General features: G+C 69.5%; 12 protein-coding genes and 1 pseudogene. 4 read left to right on the top strand and 9 right to left on the bottom strand.

The genetic code is table 11. From position 1 onward, the window contains the following. Positions 1-487: 487 nt before the first annotated feature. Positions 488-1,558 carry an acyltransferase family protein gene (locus VT85_RS24880; RefSeq protein WP_156513092.1) on the top strand — a complete coding sequence of 357 codons (1,071 nt, stop codon included), beginning with the start codon at positions 488-490 and terminating at the stop codon, positions 1,556-1,558. Between the two features lie 353 nt (positions 1,559-1,911). On the opposite strand, the gene VT85_RS24875 is transcribed toward VT85_RS24880, so the two are convergent. From VT85_RS24875 to VT85_RS28820, 8 genes and pseudogenes are all read right to left on the bottom strand, one after another. Continuing rightward, positions 1,912-2,592: an ABC transporter permease subunit gene (locus tag VT85_RS24875; RefSeq protein ID WP_068420932.1), complete on the bottom strand. Its 681-nt coding sequence runs from the start codon at positions 2,590-2,592 to the stop codon at positions 1,912-1,914. 23 nt (positions 2,593-2,615) lie between these two features. Then, positions 2,616-4,106, bottom strand: a complete 1,491-nt coding sequence (locus VT85_RS24870) for a hypothetical protein (protein ID WP_156513091.1) — start codon at positions 4,104-4,106, stop codon at positions 2,616-2,618. Continuing rightward, positions 4,103-5,059 (bottom strand): ABC transporter ATP-binding protein, encoded by a 957-nt coding sequence (locus VT85_RS24865; RefSeq protein WP_068420928.1) that lies wholly within the window; start codon positions 5,057-5,059, stop codon positions 4,103-4,105. The genes VT85_RS24870 and VT85_RS24865 overlap by 4 nt, the downstream gene beginning before the upstream one ends. A 21-nt stretch (positions 5,060-5,080) precedes the next feature. Next, a complete protein-coding gene (locus tag VT85_RS24860; RefSeq protein ID WP_068420927.1) occupies positions 5,081-5,485 on the bottom strand; it encodes a GntR family transcriptional regulator in 405 nt (134 codons plus the stop codon). 160 nt (positions 5,486-5,645) lie between these two features. Further along, on the bottom strand, positions 5,646-8,186 hold the full coding sequence (locus VT85_RS24855; protein WP_082858885.1) for a sodium-translocating pyrophosphatase: 2,541 nt from the start codon (positions 8,184-8,186) through the stop codon (positions 5,646-5,648). Positions 8,187-8,390: 204 nt separating this feature from the next. After that, positions 8,391-9,008, bottom strand: a complete 618-nt coding sequence (gene pncA, locus VT85_RS30150; RefSeq protein ID WP_409999956.1) for a bifunctional nicotinamidase/pyrazinamidase — start codon at positions 9,006-9,008, stop codon at positions 8,391-8,393. A gap of 156 nt (positions 9,009-9,164) precedes the next feature. Further along, a pseudogene (locus VT85_RS30145) lies at positions 9,165-9,968 on the bottom strand (serine/threonine-protein kinase); the annotation flags it as partial. A gap of 131 nt (positions 9,969-10,099) precedes the next feature. Next, positions 10,100-10,669: a DUF1003 domain-containing protein gene (locus VT85_RS28820; protein WP_082859049.1), complete on the bottom strand. Its 570-nt coding sequence runs from the start codon at positions 10,667-10,669 to the stop codon at positions 10,100-10,102. A 443-nt stretch (positions 10,670-11,112) separates the two neighbouring features. Here VT85_RS28820 and VT85_RS30140 point away from each other — a divergent pair, with 443 nt between their 5' ends. Both VT85_RS30140 and VT85_RS28810 read left to right on the top strand, forming a co-directional pair. Further along, the gene (locus VT85_RS30140; protein WP_409999936.1) at positions 11,113-11,571 is read left to right on the top strand and encodes a winged helix-turn-helix domain-containing protein; all 459 of its coding nucleotides are present in this window, start codon (positions 11,113-11,115) and stop codon (positions 11,569-11,571) included. Between the two features lie 40 nt (positions 11,572-11,611). Further along, complete coding sequence (locus VT85_RS28810) at positions 11,612-12,061, top strand: restriction endonuclease (protein WP_197490997.1); 450 nt, start codon at positions 11,612-11,614, stop codon at positions 12,059-12,061. 38 nt (positions 12,062-12,099) lie between these two features. Here the strand turns inward: VT85_RS28810 and VT85_RS24835 are convergent, their stop codons facing one another. Then, positions 12,100-13,839 (bottom strand): cytochrome c peroxidase, encoded by a 1,740-nt coding sequence (locus tag VT85_RS24835; protein ID WP_068420916.1) that lies wholly within the window; start codon positions 13,837-13,839, stop codon positions 12,100-12,102. Between the two features lie 507 nt (positions 13,840-14,346). Between VT85_RS24835 and VT85_RS24830 the strand changes: the two genes are divergently transcribed. Beyond that, a complete protein-coding gene (locus VT85_RS24830; RefSeq protein WP_068420914.1) occupies positions 14,347-16,698 on the top strand; it encodes a hypothetical protein in 2,352 nt (783 codons plus the stop codon). The last annotated feature ends 98 nt before the right edge of the window (positions 16,699-16,796 follow it).

Raw genomic sequence — 16,796 nt, 5'->3', positions numbered from 1 at the left:
GCACCAGGCCAGGTCGGCCTTTTTGGTCCGCGCGCGCGGACCGTGACCTTCGCGCCCGCCTCGCCGGAAGGGTTCAGGTCGACGGCGATTAGGAACGACGCCCCCCCGTTCCTCGCCCGAGAACGTGAGGTGCCGACGCAACGGCCGAGCTATGGATGACGTCAAGATGCATCGAATGGTGATCCTGATAATCGGTGCAATGCTGAATCGAGTCGTTCGTGCAAGGAATCGCCCAGTACGACGGTCCAATATTCGGAGGGGGACGTTATGGGGGAGATGTCGAGCCAGGGTCGAGGGCGAACGCGTCCGTCTTCGCCCAAAGAGATGACGACGCCGGAGATTAGAGGCCCAGAGACCGGTGGAAATCCAAAATAAGCGAGCGATCCCGCTGAGCGAATCCGATGGCGAGCCCACGAGACTCGCCGCGAGTCTCACGGCGACGCCCTCCGCGTCCATCGTCGCGCCGCTCGAAGCGAAGCCGAAGGGGATGCGGATCCACGATCTGGATGGCCTGCGGGGAATCGCCGCCATCGCGGTCGTCTTCTATCATTACACGACGTGTTATCGAGACTTCTTCTCCTACAATGCGCCTCTCCCTTTCTCGTTCCAATATGGGATGTATGGAGTCCAGCTCTTCTTCCTGATCAGCGGATTCGTGGTCTTGATGAGCGTCGAGCGCAAGCGGGATCCCCTTGACTTCGCGAAGTCCCGCTTCATCCGGCTCTACCCGGCCTACTGGGCATCCCTGCTGTTCGTCGTGCTCCTGATCGCGCTGACGCCGGGCCCAAGAGAATTCATCGGCTGGGGCCGCCTCTTCCGCCGGGCCGCGGCCGACGTTTCGATGGTCCAGGGCTGGTTTCATATCGCGTCGCTCAGCGGCACTTACTGGACGCTCGGCCTGGAAATGACGTTTTACGTCGTCGTGCTACTGCTTCTCTTCTACAAGAAGCTCGACTGGATCGTCCCGATGCTCTGCGGCCTCGTGGTGATCGGCGCGATCGACGGGCTCTGCTGCCGCTACCGGCCGAATCCCGTGTCGCCCTGGTTGAGATCCGCCCTGGCGCTCGACTACATCCATTACATGCTGGTCGGTGTGCTCATCTACAAAATGCGAGAGACGCCCCGCCCCGCCTACGTCGTCGTCGCCGTGCTGAGCCTCTTCGCGACCTACACTCAGGATCCGGCTCGCCACGAGGCCGGCAAGGAGCTGGTCGTTGGAGCCGTGTTGGCGCTTATCGTCATGCTGGCCACGAATGGGCGGCTCGGCGTCCTTCGATGGAAGGTTCCGGTGTTCCTGGGGGCCATCTCTTATTCGTTGTATTTGAATCATTCGGTCCTGGGGTTTCATATCATCTACAACGCGCAGAGGTATGGGCTCTCGCCGATCGTTTCCATCGCGCTGGCGATTGCGGCGTCGATCATCCTGGCGACCGCCACCACCTTCTATTTCGAGAAGCCGGTGATGGCGACCCTCCGACGCCGGTTTCATTCGCCCCCTCCCTCCTCCACGGCGCCGACGCCGTGTGGGGCGCCCAGCCTCCTGCCTTCGGTCGGTTAGCGGGCTCTCGGCGGACGCGGCCGGGATCGTCGAGATCATCCCGGCCGCCTGGGGCCTCGTCCTGTCGCTCAGAAGTCTGGACGAGGCCCATCGCTTCTCTCCGCTCTGTCGGAAATACCAGAATGCGAGCACGTGTTCATCCTGCTCCTCTCGCGGGACGAGGCGCCGCGACGGATGAGGGGACGCGCGACCGGAAGCTGGTGGGATTCCCCCGTATCCGGCTTTCGGCCGACTTCCCCCACAAGGGGAGAAGGATGCTTGGCGGTACGACTTTCGGGGATTGCAAGAGCACCAAGAGGCTGAAAGGGAGGGGTGCCAGCACCTTACCCGTGAGTGGCTTTCCGGAGCCGCCCTCAATAATCCCGCGTCTCGGCCTCCCGGAGGATGACGACCACGAACGCCGCGGCCGCGAGCGCCAGGGTCGGCAGGCCGATCAGACGCCAGTTCGGCGCGAGGGCGGCGATCGAGGCGGGGAGGGCGACCGCCGCCAGCGGCAGCAGCCGCGAGCCGAACCAGCGCGCCGGGCGGAGGCCGCTGGCGAACGCGCCGAGGTAGACGAGCGGCAGCACGGCCCAGACCCGGAACGCCTCGCCGGTCATCGACCACGCGAACGGGCCGGGGTGCGTCCTCGGCGTCGCGGCCCACGCGCCGTACAGCAGGATCGGCGCCAGGCCGCACGCCAGCAGCAGGCCGACGCCTGTCAGCAGCTTCGTCAGGACGATCGTCCGGCGCGGCAACGGCAGATGAAGCAGGTAGAGCGCCGTGCCCTGGCTGGGCTCCCAGGCCGACTGCCGGAAGCCCAGGGCGATCGCCAGCAGACCGCCGATGAAGAACAGCATCGAGCCGAAGTTGCCCTGCACGAACGGCACCTCGGGCGTCGGGCCCCCCATCCCGGGAATCAGGTTCGCGGCGGCCCGGAGCACGGGGCCTCCCAGCCCCGTCAGGTTGTTCGCGTACACCAGGAAGAGGGCCAGCGCCAGGGCGACAAACGCCCGCGTCTCGCGCCATTCCTTCCGAACGAGGGCCAGGATCATGGTCGTCTCCCGCAGTGGTCGCCTCAGGCGAAGATTTCGGTTCCGAGCAGGGCCGGGGCCGGGAAGGGCGCCCCGCATTCCAGACAGGCGTCGCGGTCGCGGGGGGATCGCGCCCGGCAACGCGGGCAGGGGACCCGGGCCGGCCAGGAACGATGGAGCAGGAAGCCGACGAAGGCCGGCAGGCCGAAGCTCAAAACGAAGGCCGCCCACGCCGCTCGCTCGCGCCCGGAGAGTCCAAACCCGCGGCCCCGCCGCCAGGCCGCCGCGGCCAGGAGGAACGCGAAGGCCAGGACCGCCGCCAGGGCGGGCAGCAAGCGCCTCATCTGGGCCGCTCGCCCCGGCGCCGCTGCCGGTCCCAAGGTCAGCCAGCCGACCGCGGCCATCGGCGCGGGCGTCGGCAGGGCGAGCGCGATCACGGCGGACTCCTGCCATCCCTCCCGCCGCTCGATTCCGGTTTTCAAGGCGACGTCGAGCGTCTCCTGGATGCCGCCGTCGGGCGACAGCCGGTCGATGCGCTCGTCCCTCTCGGCCACGCCGAATATTCCCTGGTCCGTCGCCGCCCGAACGGCGACGACCGTGGACCGGCCGTCCTTCGTCTCATACCAGGAGAGGAGGGTGCCGGGGGGGACGTCGCCTGGGACGTCGAACGCCCCCAGGTGCTTGTACCGGTGGTCGAGCTTGTGGATCCGGCTCGCCGTCCGCACGAGGACCGGACGTTCCCAGTCGGCCTTGCTCCCCCCGTTATACATGCCGATGGCCGGCACGCCGACCGCGACGATCGGCTCCGAGGCCTCGAAGACCGTCGCGACCTTCCGCGTTCCGAGGTCGACGACGCGCAGGGCGTTCCCGGAAGGGACGTGGACGAGATCCGGGGAGAGGTCGCCGGGGAATGTGCGATAACGATCCAGACTCCTCGGGTAGGCGGCCAGGATCGGCAGGGAACTCCAGTAGGCATACCCCATGACCGCCCGTCCGCTCACCGGGATCCGCTCCTCAGGCGGGGGCGGACCCTCGCGGAAGCCGGCCAGGCCGATGTGGCCGATCCGACGGTTGCTCACACGCTCGTAACCGACGAATACGCCGGAGCCGTCGGGCTCGCCGTCGTGGACGAAGTACCAGAGTTCGGCCGGTTTGGACTCGTTGCGGAAGACCTTCACCCGGTCCGGCCAGGTCGGCCGCGAGGATGTCGTCGGGGGGCCGGCGAAACTCCCTTCGCCGTAGATCGGGGTCGATGGAAGCTGTCTCAGCTCATCCCCGTCGCGGGACACGCCGTTCAGGTCGCGATATGTCGTCTGCGACAGGTCGTCCATTGGCTGGCTCATGATGAGCGGCTCGCCGTCGAGGGCGACGACGAGCATCTCGCGAGGGAGCCGGACCTTCGCCCAGCTCGCCTCGAAGACGCTGGTCCCCAGCCATGCCGCGAGGGCGAACCAGACGGTGCCGAAGCCGGTCGCGAGGACGGCGGCGGTGACGAGGCCACCCGGCAGCGAAGACTTGCGCGTGTTCATGCTCATGCGGCCCCCCGATCGACGACGGCCGCGGGGGCCTCGGGCGGGCCGTCGTCGAAGACGGGGAGCGACCGCCGGGGCCCTCGCGTGTAGGCGACGAACGCGTCTTCCAGGCTCAGCGCCGCCACGTCCCAGGAGAGCGGGGCGAGCGATTCCACCACCCGGCGCTGGTCTTCGCCGAAGTCCACGACCACCAGTTCCAGCCGGCGGCCGACCTCCCACGCCTGGACGAGCCCGGTGCAGCCGGGGAACGCCGGCGGCCTCCCCGCGAACTCCAGGACGACCTTGCTCACCGCCTCCTTGAAGCGATCGGTGGGGCAGTCGACGCGGAGCACGCCGTCGACGAGGATGCCCACGCGGTCGGCCACGCGCTCCACGTCGGCCAGGATGTGCGAGCTGAAGAGGATCGTCCGCCCCTCGCGCTGGACCAGGTGGATCAGCGACAGCAGGAAGTCGTGGCGGGCGACCGTGTCGAGCCCCAGCGTAGGGTCGTCGAGGATCAGCAGGTCGGGGTCCGGGGCGATGGCCAGCGCCAGGGCGAGGTTGCCGCGCTGGCCGTTCGACAGCCGGCGGACCTTCGCCCGCGCGGGGATCTCGAAGTGGTCGAGGATCTGGTCGAGCATCCGCTGGTCCCACCGGTCGGGGTGGAAGGCGCGGGCGAATCGCGAGGCCTCGGCGACGGTCATCCAGCCGTAGAGCGGCTGCCCTTCCGCAAGGTAGGCGATGCGTTCGCGGACCGCCGGGGCGAGCGTCGAGAGCTCATGCCCCAGCAGCTCCACCCGCCCGAAGGTGGGCTGGACCATCCCCAAAAGCATCTTGATCGTCGTCGATTTGCCGGCCCCGTTGCGGCCCAGGAACCCGTAGACGCTCCCGGTCGGGACGCGCAGGGCGAGGCCGTCGACGACCCGCCGGGCGCCGTAATCCTTCGTCAGGCGATCGGTCTCGATCGCGTACGTCATGGCCGGGTCCCTCCGCTCATTTCATTTCGGGGTCGGCTTGGGCGGATTCCAGCGGAACCGCCGGGATCGCGTCGCCACGAGCCGCGCGACCTCGTCCTCCGAGAAGCCCAGGTTCACCGCCTCCGTCAGCAGCCGGTCGAGGGACTCGGTCAGCCGCTTCCGGCGCGCGTCCCTGGTCAGGTCGGCGCGGGGCTCGGCGACGAACACGCCGCGCCCGGGGCGGTTCGTCACCAGGCCTTCGCGCTCCAGCTCGGTATACGCGCGGGCCACGGTGTTCGGGTTGACCACCAGGTCTCGCGACATCTGCCGCACCGAGGGGAGCTGGTCCTGGGGTTTCAGGTCCCCCCGGGCGATCCCCTCGCGCACCTGCCGGGCCAGTTGCTGGTAGATCGGCAGGCGGCTCGCGCCGCTGATCTCGTACTGCATGCCGCCTCCTCTCGGTAACTGTATTAACTATGTTAGTACAGTTGGCCGCGAGGTCAAGGGCGATCCGGGCGGTCGGCGCGCGGAAACGCCCCCTCGCGGCGCCGGGTTCCGGGCGCGGCGAGGGGGCGCGGTGCGGGATCGGGGGAGGGTGGGGGCGGCCTCAGCCGGCGGCGTCGGCGGCGACGAGGGCGGGGGCCTCGTCGTTCGAAGGGCCTCCCGACTCATTGGGATCGATCCGCATTCCGAAGAAGCTGCGGTGGATGAACACCAGGGCGGCGGCGAACATCAGGACCGTCATGATCAGCCGGGGCGCGGGCGGGACGCGCTGGGCGAGTTCGACGGCCAGCAGGCCGAAGAGGGTGGCGAACTTGATGATGGGGTTCATGGCCACGCTGCTGGTGTCCTTGAACGGGTCGCCGACGGTGTCGCCCACCACGCAGGCCGCGTGCAGTTCGGTCCCCTTCTCGCGGAGGTCGGTCTCGACGATCTTCTTGGCGTTGTCCCAGGCTCCGCCGGCGTTGGCCATGTAGATCGCCTGGAAGAGCCCGCTGAGGGCCAGGCCGATCAGGAAGCCGACGAAGAAGAACGGCTCCAGGAACGCCGCCGCCAGGGTGACGAAGAAGACCGTCAGGAAGATGTTGAACATGCCGAGCTGCGCGTATCGCGTGCAGATCGCCACGACCCGCTTGGAGTCCTCGACGCTCGCCTTGGCGGAGCCGTCGAGCTTCATGTGCCGCTTGATGAACGCCACCGCGCGGTAGGCGCCGGTGATCACCGCCTGCATGCTCGCGCCGGTGAACCAGTAGATCACCGCCATGCCGAAGATCATCCCCAGCAGAAACGGCGGATGGAGGATCGACAGCTTGCCGACCTGCTCGGGGAGCAGGGTCAGTCGGCCGGTGGCCGGGTCGACGCCGCCGGCCAGTTGCACGACGATCGAGAAGATCATCGTGGTCGCCCCGACCACGGCGGTGCCGATGAGCACGGGCTTGGCCGTGGCCTTGAACGTGTTGCCCGCGCCGTCGTTCTCCTCGAGCAGGAGCTTGGCGTGTTCGAAGTCGGGCTCGAAGCCGAACTCGCGGCGGATCTCCTCGGCGATGTTCGGCTCCTGCTCGATCAGCGACAGCTCGTAGACGCTCTGCGCGTTGTCGGTGACCGGGCCGTAGCTGTCCACGGCGATGGTGACCGGGCCCATGCCCAGGAAGCCGAAGGCCACCAGGCCGAAGGCGAAGACCGTCGGCGCCAGCATGAGGTCGGACGGGAAGAGCAGGCTGAATCCGTAGGCGACGGCCATCAGGCCGGTGATCACGACGCCGCCGACCCAGAAGGCCGAGAAGTTGCCGGCCGTCAGGCCCGAGAGCACGTTCAGCGACGCCCCCCCCTCGCGGCTGGCGATCACCACCTCCTTGACGTGCAGCGAGCCGGTCGAGGTGAAGACCTTGGTGACCTCCGGGATGACCGCCCCGGCCAGCGTGCCGCAACTGATGATGCTCGCCAGCGCCCACCAGAGGTTGGGGTCGCCGCCGACGTTCGGGATCAGGGCGTAGCTGGCCGCGTAGGTGGCGATGATCGAGAGCACGCTGGCGACCCAGACCAGGCCGGTGAGCGGCACCTCGAAGTCGAAATGGCGGACGTGGTGGAACCGCGACCTGGCGATCGCCTCGTTGACGAAATAGGCCACTCCGCTGACCGCCACCATCAGCACCCGCATCGCGAAGATCCAGACCAGCAGGTCGACCTGGATCTCGGCCCGGGAGACGGCCAGCAGGATGAAGGTGATCAGGGCCACGCCGGTGACGCCGTAGGTCTCGAAGCCGTCGGCCGTCGGGCCGACCGAGTCGCCGGCGTTGTCGCCCGTGCAGTCGGCGATGACGCCGGGGTTGCGGGCGTCGTCTTCCTTCACCCCGAAGACGATCTTCATCAGGTCGGCGCCGATGTCGGCGATCTTGGTGAAGATGCCCCCCGCCACCCGCAGCGCCGCGGCGCTCAGCGACTCGCCGATCGCGAAGCCGATGAAGCAGGGCCCGGCCAGCTCCCTCGGCACGAACAGGAGGATGCACAGCATGATCAGCAGCTCGACGCTGATGAGCACCATGCCGATCGACATCCCGGCCTTCAGCGGGATCGAGTAGCAGAGGAACGGCAGGCCCCTCAGGCTCGCCATGCTCGTGCGGCTGTTGGCGAACGTGTTGATCCGGATGCCGAACCAGGCGACGAGGTAGCTGCCGGCGATGCCGACCAGGCTGAAGGCCAGGATCACCGGCACCTTCACCATCCTCGGGTACTCGCGCAGGCCCTCGGCCGCCGCCGCCTCGCCCCCCTCGGAGAGGAACCCGAAGTAGGCGACGATCACCGCCGCGATGAACGCCCAGAGGATCAGGATGAACTTCGCCTGATGCAGCAGGTACGTCTGGCACGTGGCGTAGATCAGCTCGCTGACCTCGCGCATCGTCCGGTGGACGGGGAGCTTTTCAAGCTGTCGGTAGAAGACCAGGCCGAACGCCAGGCCCATCGCGCAAACCACGAGACCCGCTTGCAGGAGGGTCCGGCCGTTGACCGACCCGCCCAGATACGATCGAGAGGCCAGGTCCGGCAGGACCAGATCGGCCTCGCTCGCCACCACAGGCGTCGGCGCCGCCAACGCCAGCCCGACGACGGTCAGGAGGACCGCCCGGGAAATCCAACGTCCAAAAATCGCCATGATGCTTCTCTGCAGTCCGAAATAGGGAAGCCGGCGACGCCCGGTTGACGGAGAGTCGGGTTCGTCGCGCCGGCGATCGACGGGTCGATTATGCCGAGCGCCCCGGCCCCGCACAAGCAAGCCCAGCCCTCGGATTTCGGGTCGATTCGAGGCCCGACGACGGCCCCTCCCGGCGTCGAGGGCGCGGGGGGCGGCGGGGCCGGTTCACGCCCGGGTCACGCCGGCCTCCTCCATCTGCTCCCAGGCGGCTTCCAGGGACCCGTCGAGGTCGATGCCGCGGCAGGCGGATTCGATGACGGAGACCTCGAAGCCCAGGCGGCGGGCGTCCAGGGCGGAGTAGGCCACGCAGAAATCGGTCGCCAGGCCCACGAGGAAGAGCCGGTTGAGCCCGCGCTCGCGGAGGTAGCCGGCGAGGCCCGTGGGAGTGGAGCGGTCGTTCTCGAAGAACGCGGAGTAGCTGTCGATCTCGCGGTGGTAGCCCTTGCGGATGATCAGCTGGCAGTTCTCCACCTTCAGATCGGGGTGGAACTCGGCCCCGGTCGTGTCGCGGACGCAGTGGTCGGGCCAGAGGACCTGGGGGCCGTAGGGGAGCTCGATCGCCGCGAAGGGCTTCTCGCCGGGGTGGGACGAGGCGAACGAGAGGTGGTCCTCGGGGTGCCAGTCCTGGGTCAGGATGACGTGGGCGAACCGCCGGGAGAGCTTGTTGATGATCGCCGGCAGCTCGTCGCCGCCGGGGACGCCCAGCGCGCCGCCGGGGCAGAAGTCGTTCTGCACGTCCACCACCAGGAGCACCCGGTTCTCGCTCGGCGAGGCCGAGTGGATCGCCCTTCCCGCCGTCCTCGCCGCCGGGATGATCGCCGAGACCCCGCTCCGCGGCGACGGGCGGGGCGTCGGGGTCGGGGTCGGCGGGCTCGCCTCCGCCGGGCGCTGCGCGGCGTGGAGGTCGTCGATCAGCTCGGCGTAGGACTGGTGGCGGTCGCCGGGCTTCTTCGCCATCATTCGGGCCACAAGCTGCTCGACGGCCAGCGGCACGTGCGGGGGGAGCGGCGGCGGGTCCTCGCGCTCGATGAGTCGAAGGAGGGCGAAGAGGCCGTCGGCCTCGAACGGGGGGCGGCCGGCGAGCATGTGGTAGAGCGTCGCCCCCAGGGCGTAGACGTCGGCCCGGAGGTCGACCGAGGCGGCGTCGAGGAACTGCTCCGGCGGCATGTACGCGGGCGTCCCCAGCGACGTGCCGGCCTCGGTCCGGCTGGCGAACGCCATCGTGGCGTCGGTGGAGTCCGCGGCCGTCTCGGCGACCTTCGCCAGCCCCAGGTCGGCCAGCTTCACCTGGCCGCCGGAGGTCAGCAGGATGTTCGCCGGCTTGACGTCGCGGTGGATCACCCCCACCTGCGTCCAGGCCTCGGCGAGCGCCCGCGCCGCCTCCTCGGCGATCTGCAACGAGCGGTCCACCCCCACCGCCTGACGCTCGGCGATGTGGGCGTCGAGCCCCTGGCCGTCCACATACTCCATGACGATGTACGACCGCCCGTCGACCTGGCCGCAGTCGAAGACCCGCACCAGGCCCGGATGGTTCAGCCTCGCCGCGAGCCTCGCCTCGCGGAGGAACCGATCCGCCCCCCGGCCTTCCGCCACCCGATCCGGGTGCAGGAACTTGACCGCGACCGGCAGGTCCAGGTCCTCGTGCCAGCCCCGATAGACGACCCCCATCCCCCCCTCGCCGATCCGGGAGATCAGCCGGCATCGCCCCACGTTGGGGTTCTTCAAGAAGGGGTCGTCGGCCATGGCGGACCTCGGTCGGCGGCGGGGAAGGGCGGGGACGCTCCAAACTCCAAGTCTACCCTACCGCCGGACGGCCCGGGGCGGCAAAACCGCGCGCCGGGGGCCTTCTCGACCCGACCCGACCGATCCGGCCCTCAGGAGGCCGTCCCGTTCGCCGACGCCCTCGGGACGGCCGTGGGGTTGCTCGCCGGGTCGACCCTCGGCTCCAGCTCCGACTCGATCCGACGGATGATGTCGTCGTGGTGGATGTCCTCCTCGAACAGGGACTCGCGGTCGTCGTCCGGGGCGATGCCGTTCTTCTCACAGAAGACTCGCAGGAGGCGGAGGATCTCGGTCGTCTCCTGCTCGGCCAGCATGTTGACCTGCAGGTCCAGGTGGTGCCGGCGCTCGCTGAGCCGGGCCTGGCGATTCTGGCTCATCATCAGGATCGGGGCCGCGTAGGCCGACTGGAACGACAACATCAGGTTCAGCAGGATGAACGGATACGGGTCCCAGTGCCGCGACCAGGCCAGCAGGTTGAGCAGCACCCACACCGACAGCAGCGTCGTCTGGATCAGGATGAACGTCCAGCTTCCGACCAGCGCGGCGATCGCGTCGGCCAGGCGCTCGCCCCGCGTGCGGACGTTCCGCGAATCCTCCTCCATCTTGGCGACAATCGCGATGTTCTGGCTCGTCAACTCATCAATCGAACGAATCGGACCCATCGACGCTCTCCAGGATTTCCCCGCCCACTCGCACCCCTCGACGACCAGGACCTCCCGGTCGAACGAGAGCCGCCTGGATTTAATTTTATTCAGAATCGCCGATCCCGGGAAATCCCGACGCCCCATATTGGCTTCGATCGCGCCGGGCCGGGAATGAAGCCGTCGGACATAAGTTGCGGTTCAGTTTAAGGTTGGGGTCGAAATAGCGGCGCGGAAATTGGGTTCGTTCGGCGACTTTCGATCATGCTCGCGGTGTATCCCGCATGTCTGCGGAGGGCCTTCGAGAGCCCACGGCGCAAGGCTCCCTCCATATCCACAGTGGGACCGAACGACGCGTTGGAGAGGCGGACGAGCCCCGAGGGGAGACCATGCTGTATAAATGGATGGTGGGAGGGGCACGCCCCGAGACCCCCAGCACACCCCGCGATTGACGCGTTGTCCCGATGCGAGGCCCGGCCGTGGCGATCCCCGATTTCCAGACGATCATGCTGCCGGTACTCAAGCTTCTTGCGGACGGGCGGAATTGGAGCAGTCACGAATTGACGATCGCGATCGCCGATCAGTTCGGACTTACGGAAGAGGAACGGGAACATCGCGTCCCAAGCGACGAGCAAACGACGATAGGGAACCGCGTGAGTTGGGCGCGGTCGCACATGAAGTTTGCGGGGTTGGTCGAATATCCCATGAGAGGGCGGGTTCGCATCACGGACTTGGGACGTAGCGTCCTTGCGGAGGGACCGGCACGGATCGACGTCAAGTTCCTAACGCGATTTCCTTCATACATCGCCTTCAAAAGAACGGGCCAAACCCCGACACCTAGACGAGACCACCGAATCGTCGCCCGTCGCCAAGGTCGTCGAGGAGGAACAGACGCCGCACGAGTTGATCGACTCCGCTTATGAGTCGATCGTGCGGGCGACGGCGGAGGAGCTCCTGAGTCGTTTGAGGACCTGCTCGCCGGGCTTCTTCGAAAGCGTGGTCGTCCGCCTGTTGATGGCGATGGGTTACGGCGGGGTGGCGGGGCACGGGAGCGTGACGGGGAAGGCGGGCGACGGCGGGATCGACGGGGTGATCCGGCAGGACAAGCTGGGGCTCGACGTGGTCTGCATCCAGGCCAAGCGCTGGGACGGCCCGGTGGGGCGACCGGTCGTCCAGCAGTTCGTCGGCAGCATGGATTACTACCGGGCGCGAAAGGGGGTCATCCTGACCACCTCCACGTTCACCAGGGACGGCGCGGACTACATCCAGCGCATCGAGGGGAAGAAGGTCGTGCTGGTCGACGGCGACCGGCTCGCGGAGTTGATGATCGAGCACGACCTGGGCGTGACGACCACCAAGACCTACGCCCTCAAGGACGTCTCGAACGACTTCTTCGAGGAAGACGGGGCGTGAGCGGGGCTGACTCGCTCACAGCGACCTGAGGAACGCCGTCAAATCGGCGATCGCGTCGTCGGGCGGGGGGCGCCGTCGGGGTGGTGGGCCTGGCGGAAGAGGTCGGGGAGTGTGGGGATGGAGGCGTCGTGGAGCAGGGCCGGGCGGCGGCCGACCCCGAGCAGGGAGGGTGGGTTGAAGTCGCGATTGCCGACCGCGTCTTCCAGGCCCACGTCGTAGGTCCGGGGCGTGGTGTAGGTCGGGGCGGCGTGGCAGGCGTCGCAGCGCTCGGTTTCGAAGATCGCGCGGCCCCGGGCGACGGCTTTCTCGTCGGTCGGGGTTTCGGGGGCGGGCGGGTCGAACGTGCGGAGGAAAGCGGCGAGGGCCTCGACCTGGCGGGGCCTCGGTTCGTGGCCGCGCATCGTGGTGGTGAGCGAGAGGTGGATCTGGTCTTCCAGCCGTTGCATGTTGCCGAGCCATCCCCAGGGGCCGGTGTCGGCGACGCCCCGGAGCGTGGGCGTGCGCTTGGCCGCGCCGTAGGAGGAGTCGCCGCGGGTGTCGATGAGGACGCTCGCGGTGTGGCCGTCGGTGTGGCAGGTCTGGCAGCTCATCCAGCCGTCTTCGGAGAGCCTGGCGTCGCGGAAGAGGGCCTCGCCTTCCTCCAGGAGTGTCGCCGGCTTGCGGCGGCCGTCCGGGCCGGCGTCGGCCGAGAGTGCGATGGTAGCGACGATCCGCCCCGCCTCCAGGTCGAGGACCGTGATCGCGTCGTCGAAGGCGTCGGCCGTGTAGGCCGTCGCCGCGTCCGGGGACGTCGCCAGGGCCGACGGCCCCCGGCCCGTCTTGAGCCGCTCGTACGCTTCGCCCAGGGCCAGGGCCGACGCCACCTCGTCCACCCCCGTCATCGCGACGACGACCTCGCCGCGGGGGCCGAACGCCAGGGCCGACGGGTCCGCCGACCCCTTGCCCACCCCGCTCAGCGCGACCGTGCGGGAGTTCGCCAGCAGCGACTCGTCGGTGGTCCCCTCCGAGCGCAGGTCGTCGACCCGGAGGAGCCGGATCCAGCTCCGGACGAGCAGGCCCCACTCGACGTCGTCGCGCGAGGTCCGCGCGGTCGGCGTGGCGTTCTGGGCCAGGATCGCCAGGCTTCGGCCGTCGGGGGCGATCGCCAGGCCCCGGAGGTTGTGGTCGGGGAGGGTCCAGACCTTGCGGCAGGCCTTCGCCTCCAGGTCGATCAGCGCGAGCCGGCCGCCGAAGGCGTCGGCGACGACCATCGACGCCGGCCCGTCGCCCGGCAGCGCCGCCGCCTCGCGAGGGCTGAACGGCAGGTCGACCTTCGCGACGACGCGCGGGCCTTCCGCGCCGTCCCAGGCCACGAACGTCGCCGCGCGCGAGCCTCGCGAGAGGATCAGGGCGCGGCGGCCGTCGCCGAAGACCGCGGCGCGGACCGGGTCGGCCGCGACGACGACCGAGCCCGCGCGGCGGACGGCCCCGTCGCGGCGCACCAGCAGCACGACCTCGCCCGCCTCCCGGTCGACCGCCAGCCAGACCCCCTCGTCGGTCGTCGCCCGCAGGTCGACCGGCCCGCGCCCGATCGGGAACTCGCCCTCGACGCGACGCCCCGCCAGGTCCACGACCGAGATCGTGCCGGTCCCCCGATTCGCCGCCAGCAGCCGCGCGCCGCCGTCGACGAGCAAGAGCGCCTCGGGCCGCCTCGGCGGCTCGGCCGTCGCCCCGCAGGGCCAGGCCGCGAGCACCGCCGCGACCAAGGCCCCGATCGATCCCCCGATGCTCGACCGCACGACCCACCTCCCATCCCTCTCACGCCCGCTTCCCACAAGCCGATCGCCATTGTATCCGACGATCCGCGATCCGTGAGCTAGGCTTCCGAACGGGCGCGACTTCGTCGAGATCCCGGTTCAGTCCCTAACGTCCTTCCCCCCTCGCGGGGGAAGGTGGCCCGCAGGGCCGGATGAGGGGGTGACGAGCAGGATGACTTTCGGCCTTTCAAGCGGTCGGGCTGCGAATCCCGATGGCTGTCGCGCTCGTCGCCCCCTCATCTAACCCCTCCGGGGTCCGTCTCCCCCGCGAGGGGGGAAGACCTTTCATACAGGGGGCGACGAGGGATGAACACTGTCGGTATCTTCGATTCGTCCGCGATGAGGGGAAAGGTCGACGGTCGGGGAAGGGCCGGGGGCTGGGGATCGCGAGGGGGGGACGCCGTGGCGAAGATGGGAAGAGGGGGCGATCGGCGGCGGGGGCGTCGGGGGATTGCGCCGGGGTGCGAGGCGCTGGAGGATCGTCGGTTGATGGCGGTCTCGCTGGCGATCGACTATTCGCTCGACGCTTCGGGGTTCTTCACGGCGGATCGGCGGGCGGCGCTGGAGTCCACGCTGGGCGCGATCGCCGCGCGGCTGAATGACACGCTGGCCGCGGTCCCGACCGCGAACTACACCCTGGAGACGGCCTCCGGGGGCCGGACGGTGCGGACGAGCGTCGCGGCCGACACCCTCAAGGTCTACGCCTACGGCGACGCCCTGACCGACAGCATCGCCCAGGGGGGGGCGTTCTACTCGCTCCCCCAGAACAACGCGATGCGAGGCCAGGGGGCGAACGACTACGCGCCCGACGTCACTTATCTGAAGTTCGACGACGACGGCAGCACGAGCTGGTATTTCGGCGCCTCGACCGCCGGGCTGACCGGCTCGCAGGTCGACTTCCCGACCGTCGCCCGCCACGAATTCCTGCACGCGCTGGGCTTCCTGTCGAGCCAGCCGACGTTCGCCCGATTCCTCCAGAACGGCGCGTTCATCGGCCCCGACGCCCGGGCCGCGAACGGCGGCGCGGCCGTGCCGGTCAGCGGGTCGCACGTCGCCGCCCAGGTCCCCTCGATCATGAACGCCGTCACGATGCAGGGCGAGCGGACCGAGCTGACGGACCTGGAATGGGGATTCCTCCGGGACTTCGGCTGGAGCGTCGTCGCGACGCCCCCGGCCGGCGCGAGCTTCGTCCGCGACTTCGACCTCTTCACCGGCGGCCAGGGGGAGGGCCTGGCGCGGGTCAAGGTCGTCCCCTCGCGGGGCGTCCACCTCATGCGGCTCGACGTCCTGGCCGGCGACACCCTCCGGCTCCGCACCCTCGACGGCTCGATCGCCGCCGAGCGTGGGGCGGACAGCTTCCTGAAGATCTTCGACGAATCCGGCCGCGAGATCCTCCGCGACGACGACTCGCCCGGCGCCGCGACGGGCAAGGAAGACCTCACGTACACGTTCCCCGTCGGCGGTCGCTACTGGGTCGGCGCGAGCGCGTTCGATCAACGCGACTACACCTTCACGACCCCCTGGACCGGCTCGGCCTCGTCCCCGGCCTTCTATCTGGAGGCGACCCTGACCGGCCGCGCCGGCGACGAGCCGCACCAGATCGCGGGGGCCTCGCAGGCCGTGCCGTTCGCCGGTGGGACGTACGCCCGCGAGACGACCCTGGCCGGGGCCGCGGCCGACTACTACCGGATCGACGCCGTCGCGGGCGCGAGCTACGCGATCACGACGGCCCTCCCGGCCGCGGGGGGCCTCCCCGGCGCGAGCGTCGCGGCGGTCTACGACGCCCAGGGTCGACGGGTCGCGGCGATGAGCGGCTCGGCCGCTTACGGCGCGTTGAACTTCACCGCCCAGGCGACGGCCGCGTACTACGTCCGCATCGCCCGATCGGTCGGCCCGGCCGCCGTCGCCCCGAACGAGGCGATCGCCGATCCCGGCTTCCGCGTCGCCTTCGGGGACGGCGCGTCGAACGTCGAGGGCGCCCGCAGCCAGGGCCACGACTATTCCCTGACGATCATCGAGACGGCCGCCGTCCCGCCGCCGAACCTCCACCCCCTGTTCCTCGACTACGGCGCGAGCGGCCTCTGGCGATGGTCCGAGGCCGGCGGCTTCCGGCAGATCAACGCGGCCGACCCGCAAGACCTCGTCGTCGCCGCCGACGGCTCCCTGTACGTCGACTACGGCGGGTTCGGCGTCTGGCGATGGACCGAGGCCGGCGGGCTCCGCCAGGTCAACGCGGCCGACCCCGAAGCCCTCGCGACCGGCCCGGACGGCGAGCTGTACGTCGACTACGGCCGCTTCGGCCTCTGGCGCTGGACCGCCGCCGACGGCTTCAAGCTCCTGAGCGGGGCCGACCCCGAGGGCTTCGCGGCGGGGGCGTCGGGCGAGCTGTACGTCGACTACGAGCGCTTCGGCCTCTGGCGCTGGGCCGCCGCCGACGGCTTCCGGCAGATCAACGCGGCCGATCCCGAAGGCTTCGTCGTCGGGGACGCCGGGACGCTCTACGTCGACTTCGGCCCCAGCGGGCTCTGGCTCTGGACCCCGGCCGGCGGCTTCCATCGATTGCACGCGAGCAACCCGGAAGGCTTCGCGCCGGCCCCCTGGGGGACGCTCGCGGTCGATTTCGGCGCCGACGGCCTTTGGTCCTGGAGCCGAAGCCAGGACGCCTTCACCCGGCTCAACCCGGCGAACCCCGAGGGCCTCGTCGGGGCCGCCGACGGCTGGCTCTACGTCGACTTCGGCCCCCACGGCGTCTGGCGATGGTCGGCCGCCGGCGGCCTCCGGAAACTGAACGGCGCCGACCCGCAACGGATCGCCGCCCGCCCCACGTTCGGGAGGACGTGACCGGCGCGGGCCGGGCCGGGGATCGGCTCAGGCGTGGCGATTTTGAAGGTCGCCCGAGGGATCGAAGTGCTTGATGAGAAGCCTCGGACATCCTAGGA

Origin of the sequence: Planctomyces sp. SH-PL62 (genome assembly GCF_001610895.1) — a bacterium.
Lineage (GTDB): Bacteria > Planctomycetota > Planctomycetia > Isosphaerales > Isosphaeraceae > Paludisphaera.
Note: the sequence above shows the minus strand (reverse complement) of the source record. Positions and strands in the feature narration are given on the sequence as shown.